This is a genomic window from Bradyrhizobium sp. sBnM-33 (genome assembly GCF_032917945.1).
Lineage (GTDB): Bacteria > Pseudomonadota > Alphaproteobacteria > Rhizobiales > Xanthobacteraceae > Bradyrhizobium.
In genome coordinates this window covers 308,120-328,493 of sequence record NZ_CP136624.1, presented here as the reverse complement: position 1 = coordinate 328,493, position 20,374 = coordinate 308,120, and the positions used below count along the sequence as shown (strand labels likewise).

General features: G+C 63.7%; 16 protein-coding genes. 9 read left to right on the top strand and 7 right to left on the bottom strand.

The features are described 5' to 3' along the window. Positions 1-3: 3 nt before the first annotated feature. The 8 genes from sdhA to RX328_RS01520 all read left to right on the top strand — a co-directional run bounded on the left by sdhA (position 4) and on the right by RX328_RS01520 (position 11,308). On the top strand, positions 4-1,860 hold the full coding sequence (sdhA, locus tag RX328_RS01555) for a succinate dehydrogenase flavoprotein subunit (protein WP_213250827.1): 1,857 nt from the start codon (positions 4-6) through the stop codon (positions 1,858-1,860). Between the two features lie 104 nt (positions 1,861-1,964). Further along, the gene (locus tag RX328_RS01550; RefSeq protein ID WP_213250824.1) at positions 1,965-2,750 is read left to right on the top strand and encodes a succinate dehydrogenase iron-sulfur subunit; all 786 of its coding nucleotides are present in this window, start codon (positions 1,965-1,967) and stop codon (positions 2,748-2,750) included. 161 nt (positions 2,751-2,911) lie between these two features. Beyond that, positions 2,912-5,044, top strand: coding sequence for a hybrid sensor histidine kinase/response regulator (locus RX328_RS01545; RefSeq protein WP_213250821.1), 2,133 nt, complete (start codon positions 2,912-2,914; stop codon positions 5,042-5,044). Positions 5,045-5,231: 187 nt separating this feature from the next. Continuing rightward, positions 5,232-7,226, top strand: coding sequence for an ABC transporter ATP-binding protein/permease (locus tag RX328_RS01540; protein ID WP_213250817.1), 1,995 nt, complete (start codon positions 5,232-5,234; stop codon positions 7,224-7,226). A gap of 240 nt (positions 7,227-7,466) precedes the next feature. Then, a complete protein-coding gene (locus RX328_RS01535) occupies positions 7,467-8,294 on the top strand; it encodes an FkbM family methyltransferase (RefSeq protein ID WP_213250815.1) in 828 nt (275 codons plus the stop codon). A gap of 42 nt (positions 8,295-8,336) precedes the next feature. After that, complete coding sequence (locus tag RX328_RS01530) at positions 8,337-8,720, top strand: VOC family protein (RefSeq protein WP_213250811.1); 384 nt, start codon at positions 8,337-8,339, stop codon at positions 8,718-8,720. A 92-nt stretch (positions 8,721-8,812) separates the two neighbouring features. Further along, a complete protein-coding gene (locus RX328_RS01525) occupies positions 8,813-9,043 on the top strand; it encodes a hypothetical protein (protein ID WP_213250808.1) in 231 nt (76 codons plus the stop codon). Between the two features lie 195 nt (positions 9,044-9,238). After that, positions 9,239-11,308, top strand: coding sequence for an OmpA family protein (locus tag RX328_RS01520; RefSeq protein ID WP_213250805.1), 2,070 nt, complete (start codon positions 9,239-9,241; stop codon positions 11,306-11,308). 56 nt (positions 11,309-11,364) lie between these two features. Here the strand turns inward: RX328_RS01520 and RX328_RS01515 are convergent, their stop codons facing one another. Beyond that, on the bottom strand, positions 11,365-12,321 hold the full coding sequence (locus RX328_RS01515; RefSeq protein WP_213250802.1) for a homocysteine S-methyltransferase family protein: 957 nt from the start codon (positions 12,319-12,321) through the stop codon (positions 11,365-11,367). Positions 12,322-12,548: 227 nt separating this feature from the next. On the opposite strand from RX328_RS01515, the gene RX328_RS01510 reads away from it, so the two are divergent. After that, entirely contained in the window at positions 12,549-13,166 is a 618-nt protein-coding gene (locus RX328_RS01510) for a TetR/AcrR family transcriptional regulator (protein WP_213250798.1), read from the top strand. 20 nt (positions 13,167-13,186) lie between these two features. Here the strand turns inward: RX328_RS01510 and RX328_RS01505 are convergent, their stop codons facing one another. From RX328_RS01505 to RX328_RS01480, 6 genes are all read right to left on the bottom strand, one after another. Continuing rightward, a complete protein-coding gene (locus RX328_RS01505; RefSeq protein ID WP_213250795.1) occupies positions 13,187-14,941 on the bottom strand; it encodes an alkaline phosphatase in 1,755 nt (584 codons plus the stop codon). 269 nt (positions 14,942-15,210) lie between these two features. Next, positions 15,211-16,548, bottom strand: a complete 1,338-nt coding sequence (gene argG / locus RX328_RS01500; protein ID WP_213250792.1) for an argininosuccinate synthase — start codon at positions 16,546-16,548, stop codon at positions 15,211-15,213. Positions 16,549-16,659: 111 nt separating this feature from the next. Continuing rightward, a complete protein-coding gene (locus RX328_RS01495) occupies positions 16,660-17,421 on the bottom strand; it encodes a phosphatase PAP2 family protein (protein ID WP_213250789.1) in 762 nt (253 codons plus the stop codon). 131 nt (positions 17,422-17,552) lie between these two features. After that, positions 17,553-18,044: a hypothetical protein gene (locus tag RX328_RS01490; RefSeq protein ID WP_213250786.1), complete on the bottom strand. Its 492-nt coding sequence runs from the start codon at positions 18,042-18,044 to the stop codon at positions 17,553-17,555. Positions 18,045-18,198: 154 nt separating this feature from the next. Continuing rightward, entirely contained in the window at positions 18,199-19,425 is a 1,227-nt protein-coding gene (rlmN, locus tag RX328_RS01485) for a 23S rRNA (adenine(2503)-C(2))-methyltransferase RlmN (protein ID WP_213250783.1), read from the bottom strand. 185 nt (positions 19,426-19,610) lie between these two features. Further along, positions 19,611-20,258, bottom strand: a complete 648-nt coding sequence (locus tag RX328_RS01480) for an invasion associated locus B family protein (protein WP_213250780.1) — start codon at positions 20,256-20,258, stop codon at positions 19,611-19,613. Positions 20,259-20,374: the final 116 nt, after the last annotated feature.

The following is a 20,374-nucleotide window of genomic DNA, read 5'->3' as shown; positions in this document are numbered from 1 at the left end:
CCCATGGCGTCTCAAGGTTCGGCCGCTGAAGGTAACGGCAAGGCCACTAGGGCCAGTAGCCCGGCCAGCAACGGAAAAGCCTATCCGATCGAGGACCACACCTATGACGTCGTGGTCGTCGGCGCCGGCGGCGCTGGCCTGCGCGCCGTGGTCGGCTGCAGCGAGGCTGGCCTGCGTACCGCCTGCATCACAAAAGTGTTCCCGACGCGTTCGCATACGGTCGCGGCCCAAGGCGGCATTTCGGCTTCGCTCGGCAACATGCATCAGGACGACTGGCGATGGCATATGTACGACACCGTCAAGGGGTCGGACTGGCTCGGCGACCAGGACGCGATCGAATACATGGTGCGCAACGCGCCGGACGCCGTCTACGAGCTGGAGCATTGGGGCGTGCCGTTCTCGCGCACCGAGGACGGCAAGATCTACCAGCGTCCGTTCGGCGGCATGACCATGGACTACGGCAAGGGCCAGGCGCAGCGCACTTGCGCCGCCGCTGACCGCACCGGTCATGCCATGCTGCACACGATGTACGGCCAGGCGCTGCGCCATTCGGCCGAGTTCTATATCGAATTCTTCGCCATCGACCTGATCATGGACGACCAGGGCGTCTGCCGCGGCGTCATTGCGCTCAAGCTAGACGACGGCACGCTGCACCGCTTCCGTGCCCAGACCACGATTCTCGCCACCGGCGGCTACGGCCGCGCCTACGCCTCCTGTACCTCGGCGCATACCTGCACCGGCGACGGCGGCGGCATGGTGCTGCGCGCCGGCCTGCCATTGCAGGACATGGAGTTCGTCCAGTTCCACCCGACCGGGATTTATGGCGCCGGCTGCCTCGTCACCGAGGGCGCACGCGGCGAAGGCGGCTATCTCGTCAATTCCGAGGGCGAGCGCTTTATGGAGCGCTATGCGCCCTCCGCCAAGGACCTCGCCTCCCGCGACGTGGTCTCGCGCTCGATGACCATCGAGATCCGCGAAGGCCGCGGCGTCGGCAAGAAGAAGGACCACATCTACCTGCACCTCGATCATCTCGACCCGAAGGTGTTGCAGGAACGGCTGCCCGGCATTTCCGAATCGGCGAAGATCTTCGCCAATGTCGACGTCACCCGCGAGCCGATTCCGATCGTGCCGACTGTGCACTACAACATGGGCGGCATTCCCACCAATTATCACGCCGAAGTCCTGACCAAGAAGGACGGCGACGACAATGCCGTGGTGCCGGGCCTGATGGCGATCGGCGAAGCGGCCTGCGTGTCCGTGCACGGCGCCAACCGGCTCGGCTCCAACTCGCTGATCGACCTCGTCGTATTCGGCCGCGCCGCCGCGCTAAGGCTGGCGGAAAAGCTGACGCCGAACGGCAAGCAGCCCGAACTGCCGAAGGATTCCGCCGACATGGCGCTCGGACGGCTCGACCATTACCGCCATGCCTCCGGCGGCACGCCCACCGCGAAGCTGCGGGACAGCATGCAGCACGTGATGCAGAACAATTGCGCGGTGTTCCGCACCGGCGAAATCCTGCACGAAGGCCAGAACCTGATTCACAAGGTGCACGGCGGCATCGGCGACATCGCCACCACCGACCGCTCGTTGGTGTGGAATTCCGACCTGATCGAGACGCTCGAATTCGATAACCTGATCGTGCAGGCGGTGGTTACGATGGATTCGGCGGCGAACCGCACCGAAAGCCGCGGCGCCCATGCGCGCGAGGATTTTGCCGAGCGCGACGACAAGAACTGGATGAAGCACACGCTGGCGTGGATCGATCCGAACGGCAAGACCACGATCGACTATCGCCCGGTGCACGACTACACGATGACGAACGACGTTCAGTACATCCCGCCGAAGGCGCGGGTGTATTGAGTTTGCTTGTCATGCGCGGGCTTCACCCGCGCATCCATCTTCAAAAAGGATGGATTGCCGGGTCAAGCCCGGCAATGACGAGAAGCACCGTAGAGGCAAGACATATGGCTGAATTCACGCTTCCGAAAAATTCAAAAATCACCGGCGGCAAGGCCTGGCCGAAGCCGGCTGGCGCGACCGAGACGCGCGAGTTTCGGGTCTATCGCTGGAATCCAGACGACGGCAAGAACCCGAGCGTCGACACCTATCATGTCGACATCAACGATTGCGGGCCGATGGTGCTGGACGGCCTGATCTGGATCAAGAACAACATCGATCCGACGCTGACCTTCCGCCGCTCCTGCCGCGAAGGCGTGTGCGGTTCCTGCGCCATGAATATCGACGGCCTGAACACGCTGGCCTGCACCAAGTCGATGCACGATGTAGCTGCAGGCGGCGCCGTGAAAGTCAATCCGCTGCCGCACCAGCCGGTCGTGAAGGACCTGGTGCCTGATCTCACGAACTTCTACGCGCAGTATGCCTCGATCGAACCCTGGCTGAAGACCACGACGCCAACACCGCAGAAGGAATGGAAGCAAAGCCACGAGGACCGCGAAAAGCTCGACGGCCTCTACGAGTGCATCCTGTGCGCCTGCTGCTCGACTTCCTGCCCGAGCTACTGGTGGAACAGCGAGCGCTTCCTCGGGCCCGCTGCGCTGCTGCAGGCGACGCGCTGGGTGAAGGATTCGCGCGATGAAGCCACCGGCGAACGGCTCGACAACCTTGAAGACCCGTTCCGCCTCTACCGCTGCCATACCATCATGAACTGCGCCAAGGCCTGCCCGAAGGGCCTGAACCCGTCGGAAGCCATCGCCGAGCTCAAGCTGAAGATGGTCGAGCGCCAGATCTAGCCGGCTAGCCTGGCTACTGGGCTACGGAGAACGCGAACAGCCGGATTTGAATCGATAGTTACCGATTCGGGGTTGGCCGCCACCCAAGTAAGTTCCCTTCGCCGCTCCGCTTTATTCCTCGCACGACTTTGCGTTAAGCTCGGTGCGGAGCCGGAGCAAGCGTGCAGACCGCGCAACGTAATTCGCTGAGACTGCTGCAATGGATGATGGTCGCCTCATTGGCGCTTCCGTTGGCGCTGTTTGTATTTGCATCCGCCGTCTCCTGGGTCTCGATCCGCGAAACCGCCGACCGTGAAATCGAGCGCACGCTGGATGTCGCGCACGAGCATGCGCTGAAAGTATTCGAGACCATCGACCGCAGCCTGTCGGAGATCGCCGAGATCATCCGCGACGTCCCCGACGCCGACATCGTTGCCCACGAGCAAACGCTGCATTTGCGGCTGAAACAATTGGTCGCTTCGCTGCCGCAGGTGAAGTCGGCCTGGATCTTCGACGCCAAGGGCCACGCGCTCGTCAACAGCCTCGTCGTCCCGGCGCCTGACATCGATTTTTCCGACCGGGACTATTTCAAGGCCCACGTCGCCGGCGATATCGGAACCTATATTGGCGAGGCACTCACGCCGCGGCCACCCTATCAGGGCGCCGCGTTCTTCGGCGTCAGCAGACGGCGCCCGAGCGAGGACGGCCGCTTCGCAGGTGTGATCCAGACGTCCGTGCTGCCGGAATATTTCGAAAATTACTACGCCCGGATCGGCCGCGAGCCGGGCAGTTTCTTCGCGGTCGGTCGCGCGGACGGCACCGTGCTGGCTCGTTTCCCCGCCGCAGGCCGCGAGGTCCGCCTCGACCACAACGGCCCGATCGGAAAACTGCTTGCGGCCGATCCCGAGGCCGGCCTCGTCACCGTGACCTCGTCGACCGACGGCATCGAACGGCGCCTCGGATACCGGCGGCTCGCCGAATACCCGATCTATGTCAGTGCCGGCCTCGAGACGTCGGCGATTCGGGCGCGCTGGCTGTCCACCATGAGCCAGCACCTGATTTTCGGCGCGCCGGCCACCGCGCTGCTGTTTGCTCTGCTGGGGCTGGCCTTGCGCCGGACGCGCCACCTTCATTACGAGGCCGAGAAGCGCCGGGTGGCCGAGGAAGCGCTGAAGCACGGTCAGCGGCTGGAGGCGCTTGGCCAGTTGACCGGCGGCGTTGCGCACGACTTCAATAATCTGCTGACAGTGATCCGCGCTTCCGTCGACCTGTTGCGACGGCCTGACCTGCCGGAAGCGCGGCGGCTGCGCTATATCGATGCGATCTCGGATACGGTGACCCGCGCCGCCAAGCTGACCGGGCAATTGCTGGCCTTCGCGCGCCGCCAGACGTTGAAGCCGGAGGTGTTCGACGTCGGGCGGACCGTGCAGATGCTGAGTGAAATGATCGGCACCTTGATCGGTTCGCGCATCGAAATTGTCATTCTTGGGCCGGAAGAACCGTGCTTCGTCAACGCCGACGCCGGCCAGTTCGAAACCGCCATCATCAACATGGCCGTGAATGCGCGGGACGCTATGGAAGGCCGCGGACGGCTGACGATTGCGGTCGGAATGGCAGCCAGCCTGCCCAACTCCGCCCCGCAGCCGCAACATCCATATGGTTATGTGGCCGTATCCGTCGCCGATACCGGCAGCGGCATTCCGCCGGATCAGTTCGAACGCATTTTCGAACCCTTCTTCACAACCAAGCAGCCCGGCCATGGCACCGGGCTCGGCCTGTCGCAGGTATTCGGCTTCGCCAAGCAATCCGGCGGCGAAGTGGCTGTGGCCAGCGAAGTGGGCAAGGGCAGCATTTTCACGCTGTATCTGCCGCGCACCGCCGGCAGCGGCAAATCGCGACAGACGCCGGCAGCAGATGCCGCGGCGATCGACGGAAGCGGGATGTCGGTGCTCGTGGTCGAAGACAATGCCGAGGTCGGACGCTTCGCCACCGATGCGCTGGCCGAACTCGGCTACGCCACCACACTCGTCGGTAATGCCGTGCATGCGCTCGAAGAACTGGCGGCCGGCGCCGAGCGTTTCGATGCCGTATTCACTGACGTCGTAATGCCCGGCATGACCGGCATTGAACTCGCCCAGGAAGTCCGCCGCCGCCATCCCGACCTGCCGGTGGTGCTGACCAGCGGCTACAGCCACGTGCTGTCGGAGCACGGCAGCTACGGTTTTGAGCTGCTGCAAAAGCCCTACTCGGTCGAGCAGCTTTCCCGTGTGCTGCACCGGGTTGGCCGGCGGAAAGTGGAGCACGCAGCAAAGTAGGCTGACCTGTCGCTTCGTCCGTCATTGGAGCGAAGCGACTCATCCGCCGTAGCTTTAGCAAGGGCGGGAAGCATTCCATTTCTCCGCGGAAAGATGGATTGCTTGCGCCTTCGCTCTTCGAGCCACCACGGACAAGAGTACAGAACAATTGTCAGGAACCATCTGATTTTCCTTGCGTTGTTGCGCCATGGCCAGGTCCGACACCAAGTCAAAGCCACCCCGCAAACAATCCGACGCGAAGAACACCTCTGAGTCAGAAGAAAAATCAGAGTTGATAGACGTTACCGCGGAAGGCAGCGATCCCGTCGAACCGCCTCCGCCGGAAGTGGTAGAGCCCGATCCGCAGATGTCTCCGGAAGAGGCCGAGCAAGCTCGCAAGAATTATCTGCTGACGCGGTTCTGGATTAGCGCACGCGGTTATTGGGGCAGAGGCGGCGACCGGCTGGCGTGGCTGTTCTCGATCGGCCTGCTGCTCCTGATTGTCGGCCATGTCGCCTTTCAGTATGGCATCAACATCTGGAATCGGGCGATCTTCGACGCGATCGAAAAACGCGATTCCGCGACCGTGTACTTTCTCTCCGCCGTGTTCTTCCCACTGGCCGTCGGCAGCGTACTGCTCGGCGTCGCACAGGTATTCGCGCGCATGGGGATTCAACGCCGCTGGCGCGCCTGGCTGACCAACGCCGTGATATCGCGCTGGCTGGCCAGTGGCCGTTACTACCAGCTCAACCTCGTCGGCGGCGATCACCAGAATCCGGAATATCGTATCGCCGAAGATCTGAGGATCGCGACTGACTCGCCGGTGGATTTCGTCGCCGGCGTGACGTCGGCATTTCTCTCTGCCGCCACCTTCATCGTTGTGCTCTGGACCATCGGCGGCGCGCTGACGGTGACGTTGGGCGGCTCAACCATCACCATCCCCGGCTTCCTCGTGATCGCCGCCGTGATCTACGCTATGATCGCCTCGGGTTCGATCGCTGCGATCGGACGGAGCTTTGTGCAGGTATCCGAGGACAGGAACCAGGCCGAGGCCGAATACCGTTATGCACTGACCCGCGTGCGCGAGAACGGCGAAAGCATCGCGCTGCTTGGCGGCGAAGAGGAAGAGCGCGACGGCATCAATAAGACTTTCACGAAGGTGCTGCGGCAATGGGCGCGGCTCGCCGGCCAGCACATGCGCACCACGCTGGTGTCGCAGGGATCGGGCCTGATCGCTCCCGTGGTTCCGCTATTGTTGTGCGCGCCCAAATATCTCGACGGCAGCATGACGCTCGGACAGGTGATGCAGGCGGCGTCCGCCTTCACCATCGTGCAGACCGCGTTTGGCTGGCTGGTCGACAATTACCCGCGGCTTGCCGACTGGAACGCCTGCGCACGCCGCATTGCCTCGCTGATGATGTCGCTTGACGGGCTGGAGCGCGCCGAACGTGGCGCTGGCATCGGACGTATCAAACGCGGCGAGACCAAAGGCGACGCCATGCTGAGCCTCAACGACCTCTCGGTGTCGCTCGACGATGGCACCGCGGTGGTTGACGAAACCGAAGTGGTGATCGACCCCGGCGAGCGCGTGCTGGTGGCCGGAGAATCCGGAACCGGCAAGAGCACGCTGGTCCGCGCGTTGGCGGGGCTGTGGCCATGGGGCGACGGCAGCGTCAATTTCCATCCCGACCGCCGTCTCTTCATGCTGCCGCAGAAATCCTACATCCCCTCCGGCACGCTGCGCCGCGCGATTACCTATCCCGGCGCGGCCGATGACTGGCTCACCGAACAGATCTGCGACGCCCTGCACAAGGTCGGCCTCGACCATCTCAGGGACAAGATCGAGGAAGAAGGACCGTGGGACCAGACACTGTCCGGCGGCGAGAAGCAGCGGCTCGCCTTCGCGCGCCTCCTGCTGCATAACCCCGACATCGTGGTGCTGGACGAGGCGACGAGTGCGCTCGACGAACAGAGCCAGGACAAGATGATGGAGCTCGTCATCAAGGAATTGCCGAACGCGACCATCGTCAGCGTCGCTCATCGCGCCGAGCTGGAAGCGTTCCATAGCCGCAAGATCGTGCTGGAACGACGCAAGGGTGGCGCCAAACTCGTCAGCGACGTCGACCTGATTCCGCGCAAGGACAAACGCCGTTTGCTCGGCCGTTTCCTGCGCCCGCGCAAAGCCGCGAAAAGGGCGGCATAGATTTTTCTCGGTCATACTCCACTGTCATCGTCCGCCTTGTGCGCAATTGCGCACTGGGGCGGACGATCCAGTATCCCACAGCCGGCAATGATTGACCGAGAGGCCTCGGCGTACTGGATACCCTGCCTTCGCGGGGTATGACAGCAAACAGGAACGATCCGCCTAACCACCCTCAGAGCCTCGTTGGAGTCGGGTGCAAAACCGGCTATGCATGCGCCGCTTCTACCCGAGGACTTAGGTTTGACGCCCGACAACGATCCGTCACCCGCGCCATTCGGCGCATTCGCCCCGAATGCCGCACAGGCCGCCATTATCTTGCTGGCCCACCGCTCGCGGCTGAAACGCGGCGCGTTCCGGCCGATGCTGTCTCGGCTGGTGAACCTGTTGCGGACAGGGCCCATCGACGTGCAGTACCAGGGCGCTTCGTTCCGCTTCTATCATCAGGCCAGCGCCACCGAGCGCGGCGCGCTGTTCAATCCCGACTACAATCTCGACGAACTGAATTTTCTCCGCGCGCATGTTCCCGCCGGCGGCGTATTCGTCGATGTCGGCGCCAATGTCGGTACCTATGCGCTTGCGCTGGCGCGCCATGTCGGCGCCGGCGGCAAAGTGATCGCAATCGAACCGCACCCGGTCACCCATGCGCGGCTCGCCTTCAATAAGGCCGCCTCCGGCTACAGGCAGGTGCGACTGGTCGCGGCCGCCGCCAGTCCCGCCGACGGCGAATTGATGATCGAAACTGATGGCGACAATCTCGGCGCCAGCCACATCGTGTCGGGCGTGGCCTCCGGCAAGGCGATCAAGGTGCCGTCGCTGCGGCTGCAGCGCATCCTCGAAGAAGGAGATGTCTCGCATGTTGATGCGCTCAAGATCGACGTCGAAGGATTTGAAGATCGCGTGCTGACCGGCTTCTTCGCCAAGGCGCCGCAGACGCTGTGGCCGCGCGCGGTCGTGATCGAGCATCTGTCGAAGGACGAATGGCAGCAAGACTGCATCGCCGACATGCGCTCGCGGGGTTATGTCGAGACCGGCAAGACCCGCAGCAACACGCTCTTGGCGCGAGGCTGAATTTCCGTTGCGAACCGATCTCTCAAACCGCAGGAGAGCTTGATGATCGACCACATCGGATTTCCGGTTTCGGATTATGAACGTTCCAAGGCCTTCTATCTGACAGCCTTGGCGCCGCTCGACTACACCCTCGTGATGGAAGTCACGCAGGAGCAACACAGCCACGAGCCCGCCGCAGGTTTCGGCGCCAACGGAAAGCCCGACTTCTGGATCGGCGGCGAGGGCGGATTGGACAAGCCGCTGCATGTCGCGATCGTGGCGAAGGACCGCGCCACGGTGGACGCCTTCTACAACGCTGCGATAGCCGCGGGCGGACGCGATAACGGCGCACCGGGAGTCCGCGCGCACCACCCGAATTACTACGGTGCATTCGTGCTCGATCCCGATGGCCACAACATCGAGGCCGTCTGCCACGCGCCCGAGTAACCGGGTTCCATCGGTTCCATTAATTGGATCGCGCGGGAACTTGGCGCCGCCATCGCCGTTGTCGCTCCCGGAACTGTAGCCCGGGAGATGTGATGCCGATTGAACCGCCGGAAGTACCACCGGCGACACCGGGAAAACCGACCGAGCCGCCGCGAGAAGAGCCGCCGGGCCGTCCGCGTCCGGAGGTGCCGCCACCGGTACACGAGCCGGGCCAGCCACCGCAGCCGCGGGAATTGCCGGGCAAGATGCCAGACGAGCTACCGGTGCGCGGACCGAATGGCCCGCGAACGCCTAACCCAGCCACCGATCCGGGGACCGAATGAAACAAACTTTGAAAGCACCGTCTGAACGCGCAATGAATAAGGGTGCATGCAACCCCTTGCTTTCATGAAATAAAAAGCTACGGGCGATTTGTAAGCCGCCACAATCCGGCCTAATGATGAGCGGCTGATCGACTAACTGATACCTCAATACAGCACTTCCGTTATTGCCAGGCCTTTTCCGGGACCAAGGACATCATGACAAACCTTCGCATCGTGCTGCTTGCCACAACTGCTTTGACGGTGACGCAGCTTGCGATCTCCGCATCGCAGGCGCAGACCGCTCCGCTCGTCGTGGCGCAAGCCAAGGAAGAGGAAGGCAGAGCCAAGGGGCAGCAGCAGCCGCCGAAGGGCGCACCGCCGCCGGCGGCCGCCCCCACTCGACCGGCACCTGCTCCCCCGCCGCCCGCCGCAGCGCCGCCTCCTCGTCCGACGCCTGCCCCACCTCCGCCGGCGGCTGCCCCACCGCCACGCCAGGCACCGCCGCCCCCGCCACCGGCGGCTGCACCGCCGCCACGTCCAACGCCGCCACCGCCTCCTCCGGCAGCCGCGCCGCCGCGTCCAACGCCGCCTCCGCCGCCACCTCCAGCGGCCGCACCCGCACGTCCGACTCCGACCCCGCCACCTCCTGCGGCGGCGCCTGCGCGTCCGACTCCACCGCCGCCTCCGCCATCGGCGGCAGCTCCCACTGCGCCGAAGCAGCCGGCGGCACCCACGCCGACGCCTCCACCGCCTTCCACTCAGAAGGGGACGCCGTCTCCTGTGCCGCCCCCGCCTTCTGGTGCAAGGCAGCCGCCGGCGCCGACTGCGACGCCGGCTCCAGCCGCGTCGCCGACCGCCCCATCGCCCGGCGGAACCACGGCTGCGCCGCCGGTGCGTCCCGGCGCGCCACCCACGACGCCACCGGCCGCCGGCACCCCGACAACGCCACCGGCCGCGGGCACCCCAACGACCGCGCCAACGCCACCGCAAGGACGCCCCGGCACACCGCCTCCGGCCGCGGGTGCTCCAATGACGGCGCCAACGGCGCCGACGGGCCGCCCCGGCGCGCCGCCCCCCGGCGCCCCCGCTGGAACGGCGCCGACCGCGACACCTGCGCCAGCGGCACCCCCGGCTGCTGGCACTCCAGCCGCTCCGGGCACCACAACCGCTCCCGCAGCGCCGACCGCCGTGCCAGGTGCTCCGGTCGCCACGCCGCCAGCCGGCCGGGTCCAGAACGCACCGCCAACGGTCGCGCCGGCATTCCAGCGTGCGCCTCAGGTCGCGGCACCATTGCCGCCGCCTCCTCCGACTCAAGAGGGGTTGAGAGCAGTTGCCCCAGGCGCACCGCCCGCCGGCCCGCAACGGCTTGATGACTTCCGCGGCCAGCGTCGCGAAGTTCAGCAAGGCGGCCGCACGGTCATCACCGAACCGGGCCGGATCATCGTTCGCGATCCCGGCGGTCAGGCCTATGTCCGTCACAATGAGGTCGAGCGCTTCCGCTACGGCGCGCGCGACATCCAGACCCAGACCGTCGGCGGCGAGACCCGCACTGTCGTCATCAGACCCGACGGCACCCAGGTGATCACCGTGATGGGTCGCGACGGTCAGTTGCTGCGCCGTATCCGCCGCGATGAGCGCGGCCGCGAGATCATCATCATCGACAACAGCTACCGCGATCCGCGGGCGACCGGCGGCTTCTTCGTCGCGCTGCCACCGCCGACGATCCGCATTCCCTACAACCGCTACATCGTCGATTCCGAGGAGGCGTCCCCAGATGTGATCTACGAGACCATGATGGCGCCGCCGGTGGAACGGATCGAACGGCGTTATTCGCTGGACGAAATCCGCTACAGCCCCACGGTGCGGCAGCGGATGCCGAGCATCGACGTCAACACCATCAACTTCGAAACCGGATCGTGGGAAATCCCGCCCGATCAGGCGGCGAAGCTGCAGGTGATTGCCGACGGCCTCAACCGCGCAATCCAGCAAAATCCACGCGCGGTATTCCTGATCGAGGGCCACACCGACGCGGTCGGCAACGATGTCGACAATCTGTCGCTGTCGGATCGCCGCGCGGAATCTGCCGCCACCCTGCTGACGCAGCAGTTCAACGTGCCTGCGGAAAACCTGACCTCGCAAGGCTATGGCGAGCAGTATTTGAAGGAGCAGATCGACGGGCCGAGCCCGATCAACCGGCGTGTCACCATCCGCAACATCACGCCGCTGCTCACTGGCGGTCAGGCTTCGCTGCCGCCGCCCCCGCCCGGCACTGCGCCGCCGCGCTGAGCTTGGCAGTCGATCAAAATCAAAATGGCCGGGAACAATCCCGGCCATTTTTTGAATCAAGCGCTGAGGGCCCGCGATGGCACGCACGCTTCGCAAATGGCGGCGGCATGCCGGTGATCGGTGCCGCAGCACCCGCCAAGAATGCGCATCGCCGGAAACGCGCTCCTGAGCGCAACATAGCGCCGCCCGAGATCGGCCGGATCACCCGCATCGAGCGTTTCGGATTCGTCGAGTTCGGCATGGCTCTTTGTCGAGGCGTTGGCCCTGATGCCATGGATACGTTCGGTCCAGGCTTCGCCCGCCTTCAACGCATCTTCGAAATGCGTTGGGTGCGCGCAGTTGATCAGGAAGTATTCGGGCGCACCATCGGTCTCACGATCCACGGTCTCGATCGCCTCACGCAACGTTTCACCCTTCACCAGGCGGCCATTGGTCTCCACGGTGAACGAGATAGCCGCCGGTATCCCCAGCGCTTTCGCTGCGCGCACGATGCCGATCGCTTCATTGATGCTGGTAAGGGTATAGGCGGTGACCATGTCGGCGCCGCCTTCGACGAAGGCCGCAATCTGCGCCCGATGATAGGCTTCGGCTTCCGCAGCGTCCATGTTACCCGCCTTGTAGCCGTCGCCGCGCGGACCGATGGCACCGCTAATGACGCAGGGTGCGCCGGGCCGCTCCCAGCCGGAGCGCAATTCTTTGAGAAACTCCATCGAACGGACGTTGATCGCCTTGAGCGCAGGCGCGTCATACCCGAGCTTCGCACCCCAATCCGGATTGGCGCGCCAGGTCGGACTGTCGAGCACAAAGCCGGTGCCGTGGTCGCGCGCGACCTCAAGATAGGCGGCATAATACTGCTTCAGCTTCTCCCGTCCTTCGGCACTGTCGAGCAGCACAAAGGCGGCAAAGTGCGGCAGATCCACGCCTCCGTGAAAGATCAGCGTGGTTTCCATGCCGCCATCGGTTAGGAAAATGCCACCACGGCGCTGCGGCAGGGCATGTCGGTACTTGGCCATTTCAATATCTCCGCGAAGTGAGGACCTCGATACGTCTCGCCGGCATCGGCTTGGTCCGGCCGTGTTGGTGCCTCATAGTGTCGCGGCGGCCTAGGCGGCTCGTGGTGCGGCTGAACCATAGGCCCGCAAATTGATACGAAATCAGATGGTTATAGGGTTGGTCGGCAGCCCGCTTGCACTGACTGCCACGGAGAAACAGTACCATGGGTACAGTTCTGGAACCCCGGATGAGCAAAGGCGAAGCGACTCGCGAGCGCATTCTCGAAATCGCAGAGGCTGCCGTTCTCGCCAAGGGATTCGGCGCCACCTCGATCGAGGAGGTGATTGCCGAGGCCGGCCTCACGAAGAGCGGCTTCTTTTATCACTTCAAGGACAAGAATGCGCTCGCCCGCGAAATGCTTCGCAGATACGTCGCGACCAACGATCAGCTGTTCGATGATATCTTCGCGCGCGGCCGCCAGCTTTCCGACGATCCGCTGCAGGCATTTCTGATCTCGCTGAAACTGCTTGCCGAAACGATGGCCGACCTGCCGAGCGGTCACCCCGGCTGCCTGATTGCCAGCATCTGCTATCAGGAACGGCTGTTCGATCGGGAGATACGCGAACTCACTGCGCAATCGGTGCGCGACTGGAATGCGCGCTTCCGCACGATCCTCGACGGCATCGCGGCGGTGTATCCGCCGAGAGAGCCGGTCGACCTCGACGATGTCGCCGACATGCTGTCCTGCATCGTCGACGGCGCCATCATCATGTCCAAGACGCTGAATGATCCGAGCCGTCTCGAACGGCAGATCATGATCTTTCGAAGCTGCGTCAAACTGATGTTTGCCGCGCCGACGTCTTAATGAAGCTCACGGCGCAAAAGCTACCGGCCCACTGCGGCAAGGCCGAGCGCCTCCGCCATCACACGAAAGACTTCGGTATTGTCCATCGAGCCCCGCACGCGTTCGCTGCCGGGGCCGGTCGCGGTGAGGATGACGTCCTCACCGGAATGCACGCTCGCCCCGACCATCGCCGGCAGGTTGCCCGGCCGCAGCACCGCGCCGGGGACGCCCCTGTATTTCTCATTGGCCTTGAAGGTTGCGGGATCATCGCCCTTAACGGTCGGCTCGTTCGGATCGTCGAGCTTGGGACGGAAGGTCTCGTAGTGGTCGGGAAGGCTGGCGGAGAAGATGGCAAGCCGCCGGCTGACATCGACGCGCGACGGATAGCCGTCCGCATCAGGCGCCGGATAGTTGGGGAAGCCGGCCTTGTCGTAGACGCCGACGCGTTCGCGGAACGGCACGTTCGGCGTCGTGCTCATGTCGTCATTGATGGTGCCGACAAGGCTGTTGGGATGGTTGTGGTCAGCCACAACCAGGATCAGGGTGTCGTCGCCGCGCTTGCTCGCCCAATCGCGGGCGAGGCGCACGGCATTATCGAGCATGATGGTGTCGTAGACCGCCCGCTCCATGTCGAGCAGATGCGCGTATTTGTCGATCATTCCGGACTCAACCATCAGGAAGAAGCCAGCCTCGTTCCTCGACAGCACGTTCAAAGCAGCCTGAACCTGTTCGGTCAGGTCGGGCTGCTCGGGGAATTTCTTGACGCCGCCGCCCTTGAGGAATTTGCGGTCGAGCGCGCCATCCATATTCCCGGCGGCGAACAGGCCGAGCAACCGGCGCGTCTCGGACTTTGTCGCGAGCGCGTTTAGTTCGCCCGCGGTGGTCGCCAAGGGATAACCGGCCTCGCGGAAGCGGGCGATATAATCGACATCATCTTTGCGCTTTCCGGATGCAGCTTTTGGCAGGAAATTGGCGCTGCCGCCGCCGAGCAACACATCAGGCTTGGCTGCGAAATACTGCTCAACAATCTGATCGTACTCGGCGCGGCGGCGGGTATGGGCCACCATCGCCGCGGGTGTTGCATCCTCGATCTCGGTGTTGCTGACGACGCCTACCGCCATGTTGAGCCGGCGCTTGACTAGGTTCGCAATGGTCTCGACCTTGGGATCGTCTAACGGGTCCTTGGTGCGATCCGCATAGACACCCATCGCATTGACGGCGCTCTTGTGGCCGGTGGCATAGGCGCTGGCCGAGTTCGCTGAATCGGTGATAATCGAATCGGAGCCCGCCGTCGCCACCAGCGCCATATGCGGCATGTCGTCGATTGCGAGCTTGCCGAGGCTCTTTCCTTCAGCGATGCCCTTGGAAAGCAGCCGAGCCGCAACGCGATGCGAGGGCGACATGCCGTCGCCGATGAACAGGATGACATTTTTCGCTTTGCGCGGGCCGGTGTCATAGACGGTCCATGTCACCTTGCCGCTGCGCGCGCCGTCACTGGCCTCGACGACGACAGGGCCGGGCGCAGTCAGCGTGACATCGCGGAGGATCAGCGCCGACTGGTCCTTGCCATCCTCGCGCTCGACGAACGTTCCGGCCCGGCCGAAGGCGGCGGCATAGTCTTGACCGTTGACCGTCACCTTCAGCTTCGCCGGATCGACCTTGTCGGGAAATTCGACCTTGAGGTCGAACTGCGCGCCGGAAAGGATTTCGGCCCGGTCAATGGGATAGATCGTCTGGGCATCCGCCGCTGATGCCGAAAGCAGGAGGCCGAGGGCGATGGTGACTGGCTTGATCATGATCGAGGCTCCGGTCGGACACACACGGAGCGGCCAGCGTCCGCGGCTGCTCCGCAAGAATTCACGGCGGCAAATCTATCTGTCCCGGATGACGTGTCGATAACGGACAGTCAACCCGGGCGGGCCTCGTGCCCCGGACGCGGCGCAGCACGAAGTGATGCGCTGCTGAGCCGGGGCCCACATTAGGCGGCCACTATCGGCACTCTTGGGCTTGGGTCCCGGCTCTGCGCCGCACCGCTACGCGCTGCGTCGCGTCCGGGACACGAGAGTCAGCCCTTGTCGCTCTCGAGCTTGAAGATCTCCGAGCCTTCGCTGCCGGACAGCAAGCCCGTCTCTCCGTAGAGCTTCAGCTTGGCGCGGGTATCGGCGATGTCGAGATTGCGCATGGTGAGCTGACCGATGCGATCCGCCGGCGAGAACGCGGCGTCCTCGACCTTCTCCATGCTCAGCCGCTCCGGCTGATACGTCAGGTTGGGGCTCTCGGTGTTCAGGATCGAGTAGTCGTTGCCACGGCGCAGCTCGAGCGTCACCTCGCCGGTGACCGCGCGCGCCACCCAGCGCTGCGCGGTTTCGCGCAGCATGAGGGCCTGGGAATCGAACCACCGCCCCTGGTACAGCAGTCGGCCAAGGCGCATGCCGCTGATCCGGTACTGCTCGATGGTGTCCTCGTTGTGGATGCCTGTGACCAGGCGTTCATAGGCGATGTGCAGCAGCGCCATGCCGGGCGCTTCGTAAATGCCGCGGCTCTTGGCCTCGATAATCCGGTTCTCGATCTGGTCGCTCATGCCAAGGCCATGCCGGCCGCCGATGGCGTTGGCCTCGAGGAACAAGGCGACCGGATCGGTGAATGTCTGGCCGTTCAGCGCGACGGGCTGGCCCTCCTCAAAACGCACGGTGACCTGTTCGGCCTTGACGGCAAAATCGTCGCGCCAGAACGGCACGCCCATGATCGGGTTGACGATCTTGATGCCGCTGTCGAGGCGCTCGAGATCCTTGGCCTCGTGGGTGGCGCCGAGGATATTGCTGTCGGTCGAGTACGCCTTTTCGGCGCTCATCTTGTAGGCGAATCCATTGGCGGTCATGAACGCCGACATTTCCGCGCGCCCGCCCAGTTCGTCGATGAACTGCTGGTCGAGCCAGGGCTTGTAGATGCGCAAGTTCGGATTGGTCAGCAGGCCGTAGCGATAAAACCGCTCGATATCGTTGCCCTTGTAGGTGGAGCCATCGCCCCAGATATTAACGCCGTCCTCCTTCATGGCCGCAACGAGCATCGTGCCGGTCACCGCGCGCCCAAGCGGCGTGGTGTTGAAGTATGCGATGCCGCCGGTAGAGACGTGGAAGGCGCCGGACTGGATGGCGGCAATCCCTTCGTGGACCAGTTGGGTGCGGCAATCCACGAGCCGGGCTTTCTCCCCGCCGAACTCGAGCGCCTTACGCGGAATCTCGTCGTAGTCGGCCTCGTCAGGCTGGCCGAGGTTTGCGGTATAGGCAAAAACGCGCGCGCCCTTTTGCTTCATCCAGAGCAGCGCCGCGCTGGTGTCGAGACCGCCCGAGAAAGCGATGCCGACTTTTTCCCCCTTGGGCAGGCTTTTCAGGATCGTACTCATCGAGCTTCCAATCGGTCGAAATGGCGGATGTCGTTTGCGGCTTGAGGGCGCGAATAACAAATTTCACGCTACTGAGCACGCGTTTAATGGCGCTTGGCGGCTGAGTTCGGCTTATCCCGCCTCGCGCCCGCGCCAGCGCTGCCACAGGCGATAGCCGGGCCAACCCCAGCGCGCCAGCGCGGCCTCGACTTGCGCATCCGTAAACCTCGTCGACGGCCAGCGGTAAATCCAGGCATAGGCGAGCCAGATCACGAAGAAGCTGACCAGGCCGGCGGCGGCGACATCGGTGAAGAAATGCCCGCCGAACGCCATTCGCAGCGCGCTGGTCGCGATACCGAACAGGGTCGCCGCGGTATAGGCCAACGGTCGCCACGCCGGCGGCGTCAGCGCTGCGGGCGCGTAGGTCCAGAATGCGGTCGCGCCCTCGCCCGAGAAGAACGAGCAATTGCGCCCGCAAGCCCCGCGCGGGTCCCACCACGGCACGAATTCCCAGGGGCCGTTGAACTCCGTCACCACCACCGGCCTTGGCCGTCCCCAATGGCTCTTGAAGGTCAGATTGGTCAGCACGACCGCGGAGAGCAGGATAGTGACCAGGAGGAACACCGCCGCGCGTCCCGGAACCAGCATCGGCCGATCTGGCCGCAGCAGCTTCGCGACAATCGCGATCAGCGCCGGCAGCGCCAGCGCCCATGCGATCCACATCGCAGCATCGCGCGCGAATGCGGCAAGCCCGTTCTGCTTTAATGGAAACGAGGCGCTCGCGGGATCGTAGAACAATGCCGCCAGCTTCAGATCGAGTTCGGGAAAGATTCCAAACAGCAGTCCGATAACGAGCGACAAGCCCAACGCGATAATTAGTCCGGTACGGTTCATGGCGCGGGGTTTAGCCGAGGCAGTTGGGGATGAAAACCCCTGTCATTGCGAGCGAAGCGAAGCAATCCATTCTTTCTTTTCGCGGCGGGATGGATTGCTTCGCTTCGCTCGCAATGAACGCTGTGCCTGAGTCACACCTGCGGCCGCGAGTGCGAGGGCAATGGCGGCGGTGGCCGCAGTGGAGGTCGCGGTTCGCGCCAGGCTCCGGCGGATCGGCCCGCGATCATCCAGTAGACGAGGCCGGCGACGATGCCCGCCCCGGTCATGATTTCGAGGTGGCGGTGCACGATGCCGTCGAAGCGCAGCGTTTCCGGGTCGAATGGCGTAAGGCCGAGATAGCAGGCCGCGCCGACGATAGCGCCGCCGATGGCGTAAGCGAGCACGCTGCGGATATAGAAAGCCTCGGTAATCAGGACGATGACCAGCGCCGGCAGCAGTGCGAAGCCGGACAGAAAAATGAAGCCGAAGCCGAGCACGACGTTGACCGCGCTCTGGTCGATCGGCACGCCGCCGAGATCGCTCAACTCAGGATACAACACCGCGCCGACCACGATCATGCCTGCCACGAAGCAGGCGGCGAGGAAAGCGAACAGGATGACGAAGAAGCGGCCGATCAGTGCCATTAGGCTGTTCCGTCGTTGAGCATAAATAGCACTGCCCTCTCCACCATCATGCACGGGCTTGTCCCGGGCATCCACGTCTTATCTGCCGAGATTGACCAAGGACGTGGATGGCCGGGTCAAGCCCGGCCATGACGACCATTAGTGCTCTGACCATTCAATCCGTCATCGCCATAGCGCGGAGCGCCTGGCGCTCGCGCGCGGAGAGCTTTTCGGTCTCCGACTTCAACTGGCCGCAGGCGGCGAGAATGTCGCGGCCGCGCGGCGTGCGGACCGGCGAGGAATAGCCGGCATTGAATATGTATTCAGAGAATTTTTCGATCTGCTCCCAGTCCGAACACTCATACTTTGTGCCCGGCCAGGGGTTGAACGGGATCAGATTGATCTTGGCAGGAATGCCCTTGAGCAGCTTCACCAGCAGCTTGGCGTCGTCGAGAGAATCGTTGACGCCCTTGAGCATCACATATTCGAAGGTGATGCGCCGCGCGTTCGACGAGCCCGGGTAGTCGCGGCAGGCCTGCAGCAGTTCGGCAATCGGATATTTTCGGTTGAGCGGCACCAGCTCGTTGCGCAATTCGTCGCGCACCGCATGCAGCGAGATCGCCAGCATGACGCCGATCTCCTCACCGGTGCGGATGATGTTCGGTACCACGCCCGAGGTCGACAGGGTGATGCGGCGGCGGGAAATGCCGATCCCTTCATTATCGGCTGTGATCAGCAGTGCATCGCGCACCGCGTCAAAATTATAGAGCGGCTCGCCCATGCCCATCATGACGATATTGGTGACGAGACGGCTACCGGTCGGCGTCTCGCGATCGGCCCAGTCGTTGAGACGGTCGCGCGCCACCATGATCTGGCCGACGATTTCACCCGCGGTGAGGTTGCGCACCAGCCGCTGCGTGCCGGTATGGCAGAACGAGCAGTTCAGCGTGCAGCCAACCTGCGAGGAAACGCAGAGCGTGCCGCGATCAGTTTCGGGGATGTAGACGCACTCGACCTCATGCGCCTTCTGGAACGCATCGCCGCTCGGCAGGCGCAGCAGCCATTTGCGGGTACCGTCGCTGGAAATCTGCTCGGCCACCACCTCGGGGCGGTCGACGGTAAAATGCTGCTCGAGCTGTGCCCGCATATCCTTGGAGACGCTGGTCATATCGGCAAAGGATTTGGCGCCGCGAAAATACATCCAGTGCCAGAGCTGCTGCGTGCGCATCTTGCGCTGCGCAGGCGCAACGCCGATCTCCCCCAGCCGGTCGGCGATCTCGGCGCGCGACAGGCCGATCAGCGAGGGCTTTGCCGGCGGCACATAGGTTTCGAGCGGAACCTTCTCCAGCGGCGCTACGGAAGTTATCGGCGTGGACTTCGTCTCTGTCGAAACTGCGGTCATCGTATTTCTGTTCTAGGGAGGTTTCTCCCTCATCCTGAGGAGCGGCGTCTTCGCCGCGTCTCGAAGGATGAGAGACGGGCCTCATGGTTCGAGACGGCGCAAGCGCCCCCTCACCATGAGGGGAGACAGCTTCAAATAGGCTTTCCAACGCCCGCAAACAACGTCATTTTGGGCTTAAAGGTCGTCTAGCGCTTGCAATCCTGCGCCAGCCGGTCGAGCGCCTGGGACAGCCCCTTGAGCGAGAAGACGTCCGTCGTCTCGGTGCCCTTGGCCGAGATGCCCTTGACGGTGACCTCGGCGGATTTGCGCATGGCGTTGACCATTTGCTCTTCCTCTGCGGCGTTCTTGATCCAGAGCCCATCGCCCTGGGTGTACATCGCATACGACGCCCCGCCGACCTCGAGCGAGGATTCCGAGCCCGGCTTTAGCGCATAGCCGATCATGATCGAGACCTCGTTGAAGACCTTCTCGGCCGGACGTGTTGAGACGAAGGCGTAAGCGGGATCGCGCGGACGATTTGGCGGATTGGTTTTCGACGACGACGGCTTCGCCAGAGCAAAGCAAACCTTCTTGCCGTTCGGCGCCGCCGTGTAGGCGCCCCAGGTACCGTACTGACCAATTAAGGTAGGTTCCGCGCTGCCTGCCGCAGCGGCCCCTGCCGGTTCCGCAGATTTAGCTCCGGGCTTTGCCGCCGGTGCAGGCGCAGGCTTGGCTGCTTCCTTCGCCGAATCCTTGGCGCCCTTCGAAGCAGGGGCCTGTGTTTGCGCGAGGGCTGTCGTCCCGCACAACGCCGCAATCGCAACCAGAAATGTCAGTATTCGCAACACGGACAACTGGTTCCCTCATTATTGTGACTGGAAGATGGCCCGAGCGCCCATCGCGCCGCCGGGGATGGATAGCCGGGAAATGCTTTTTTGGGAAGGCAGTTACGGTGTTACTCACCGTCGCG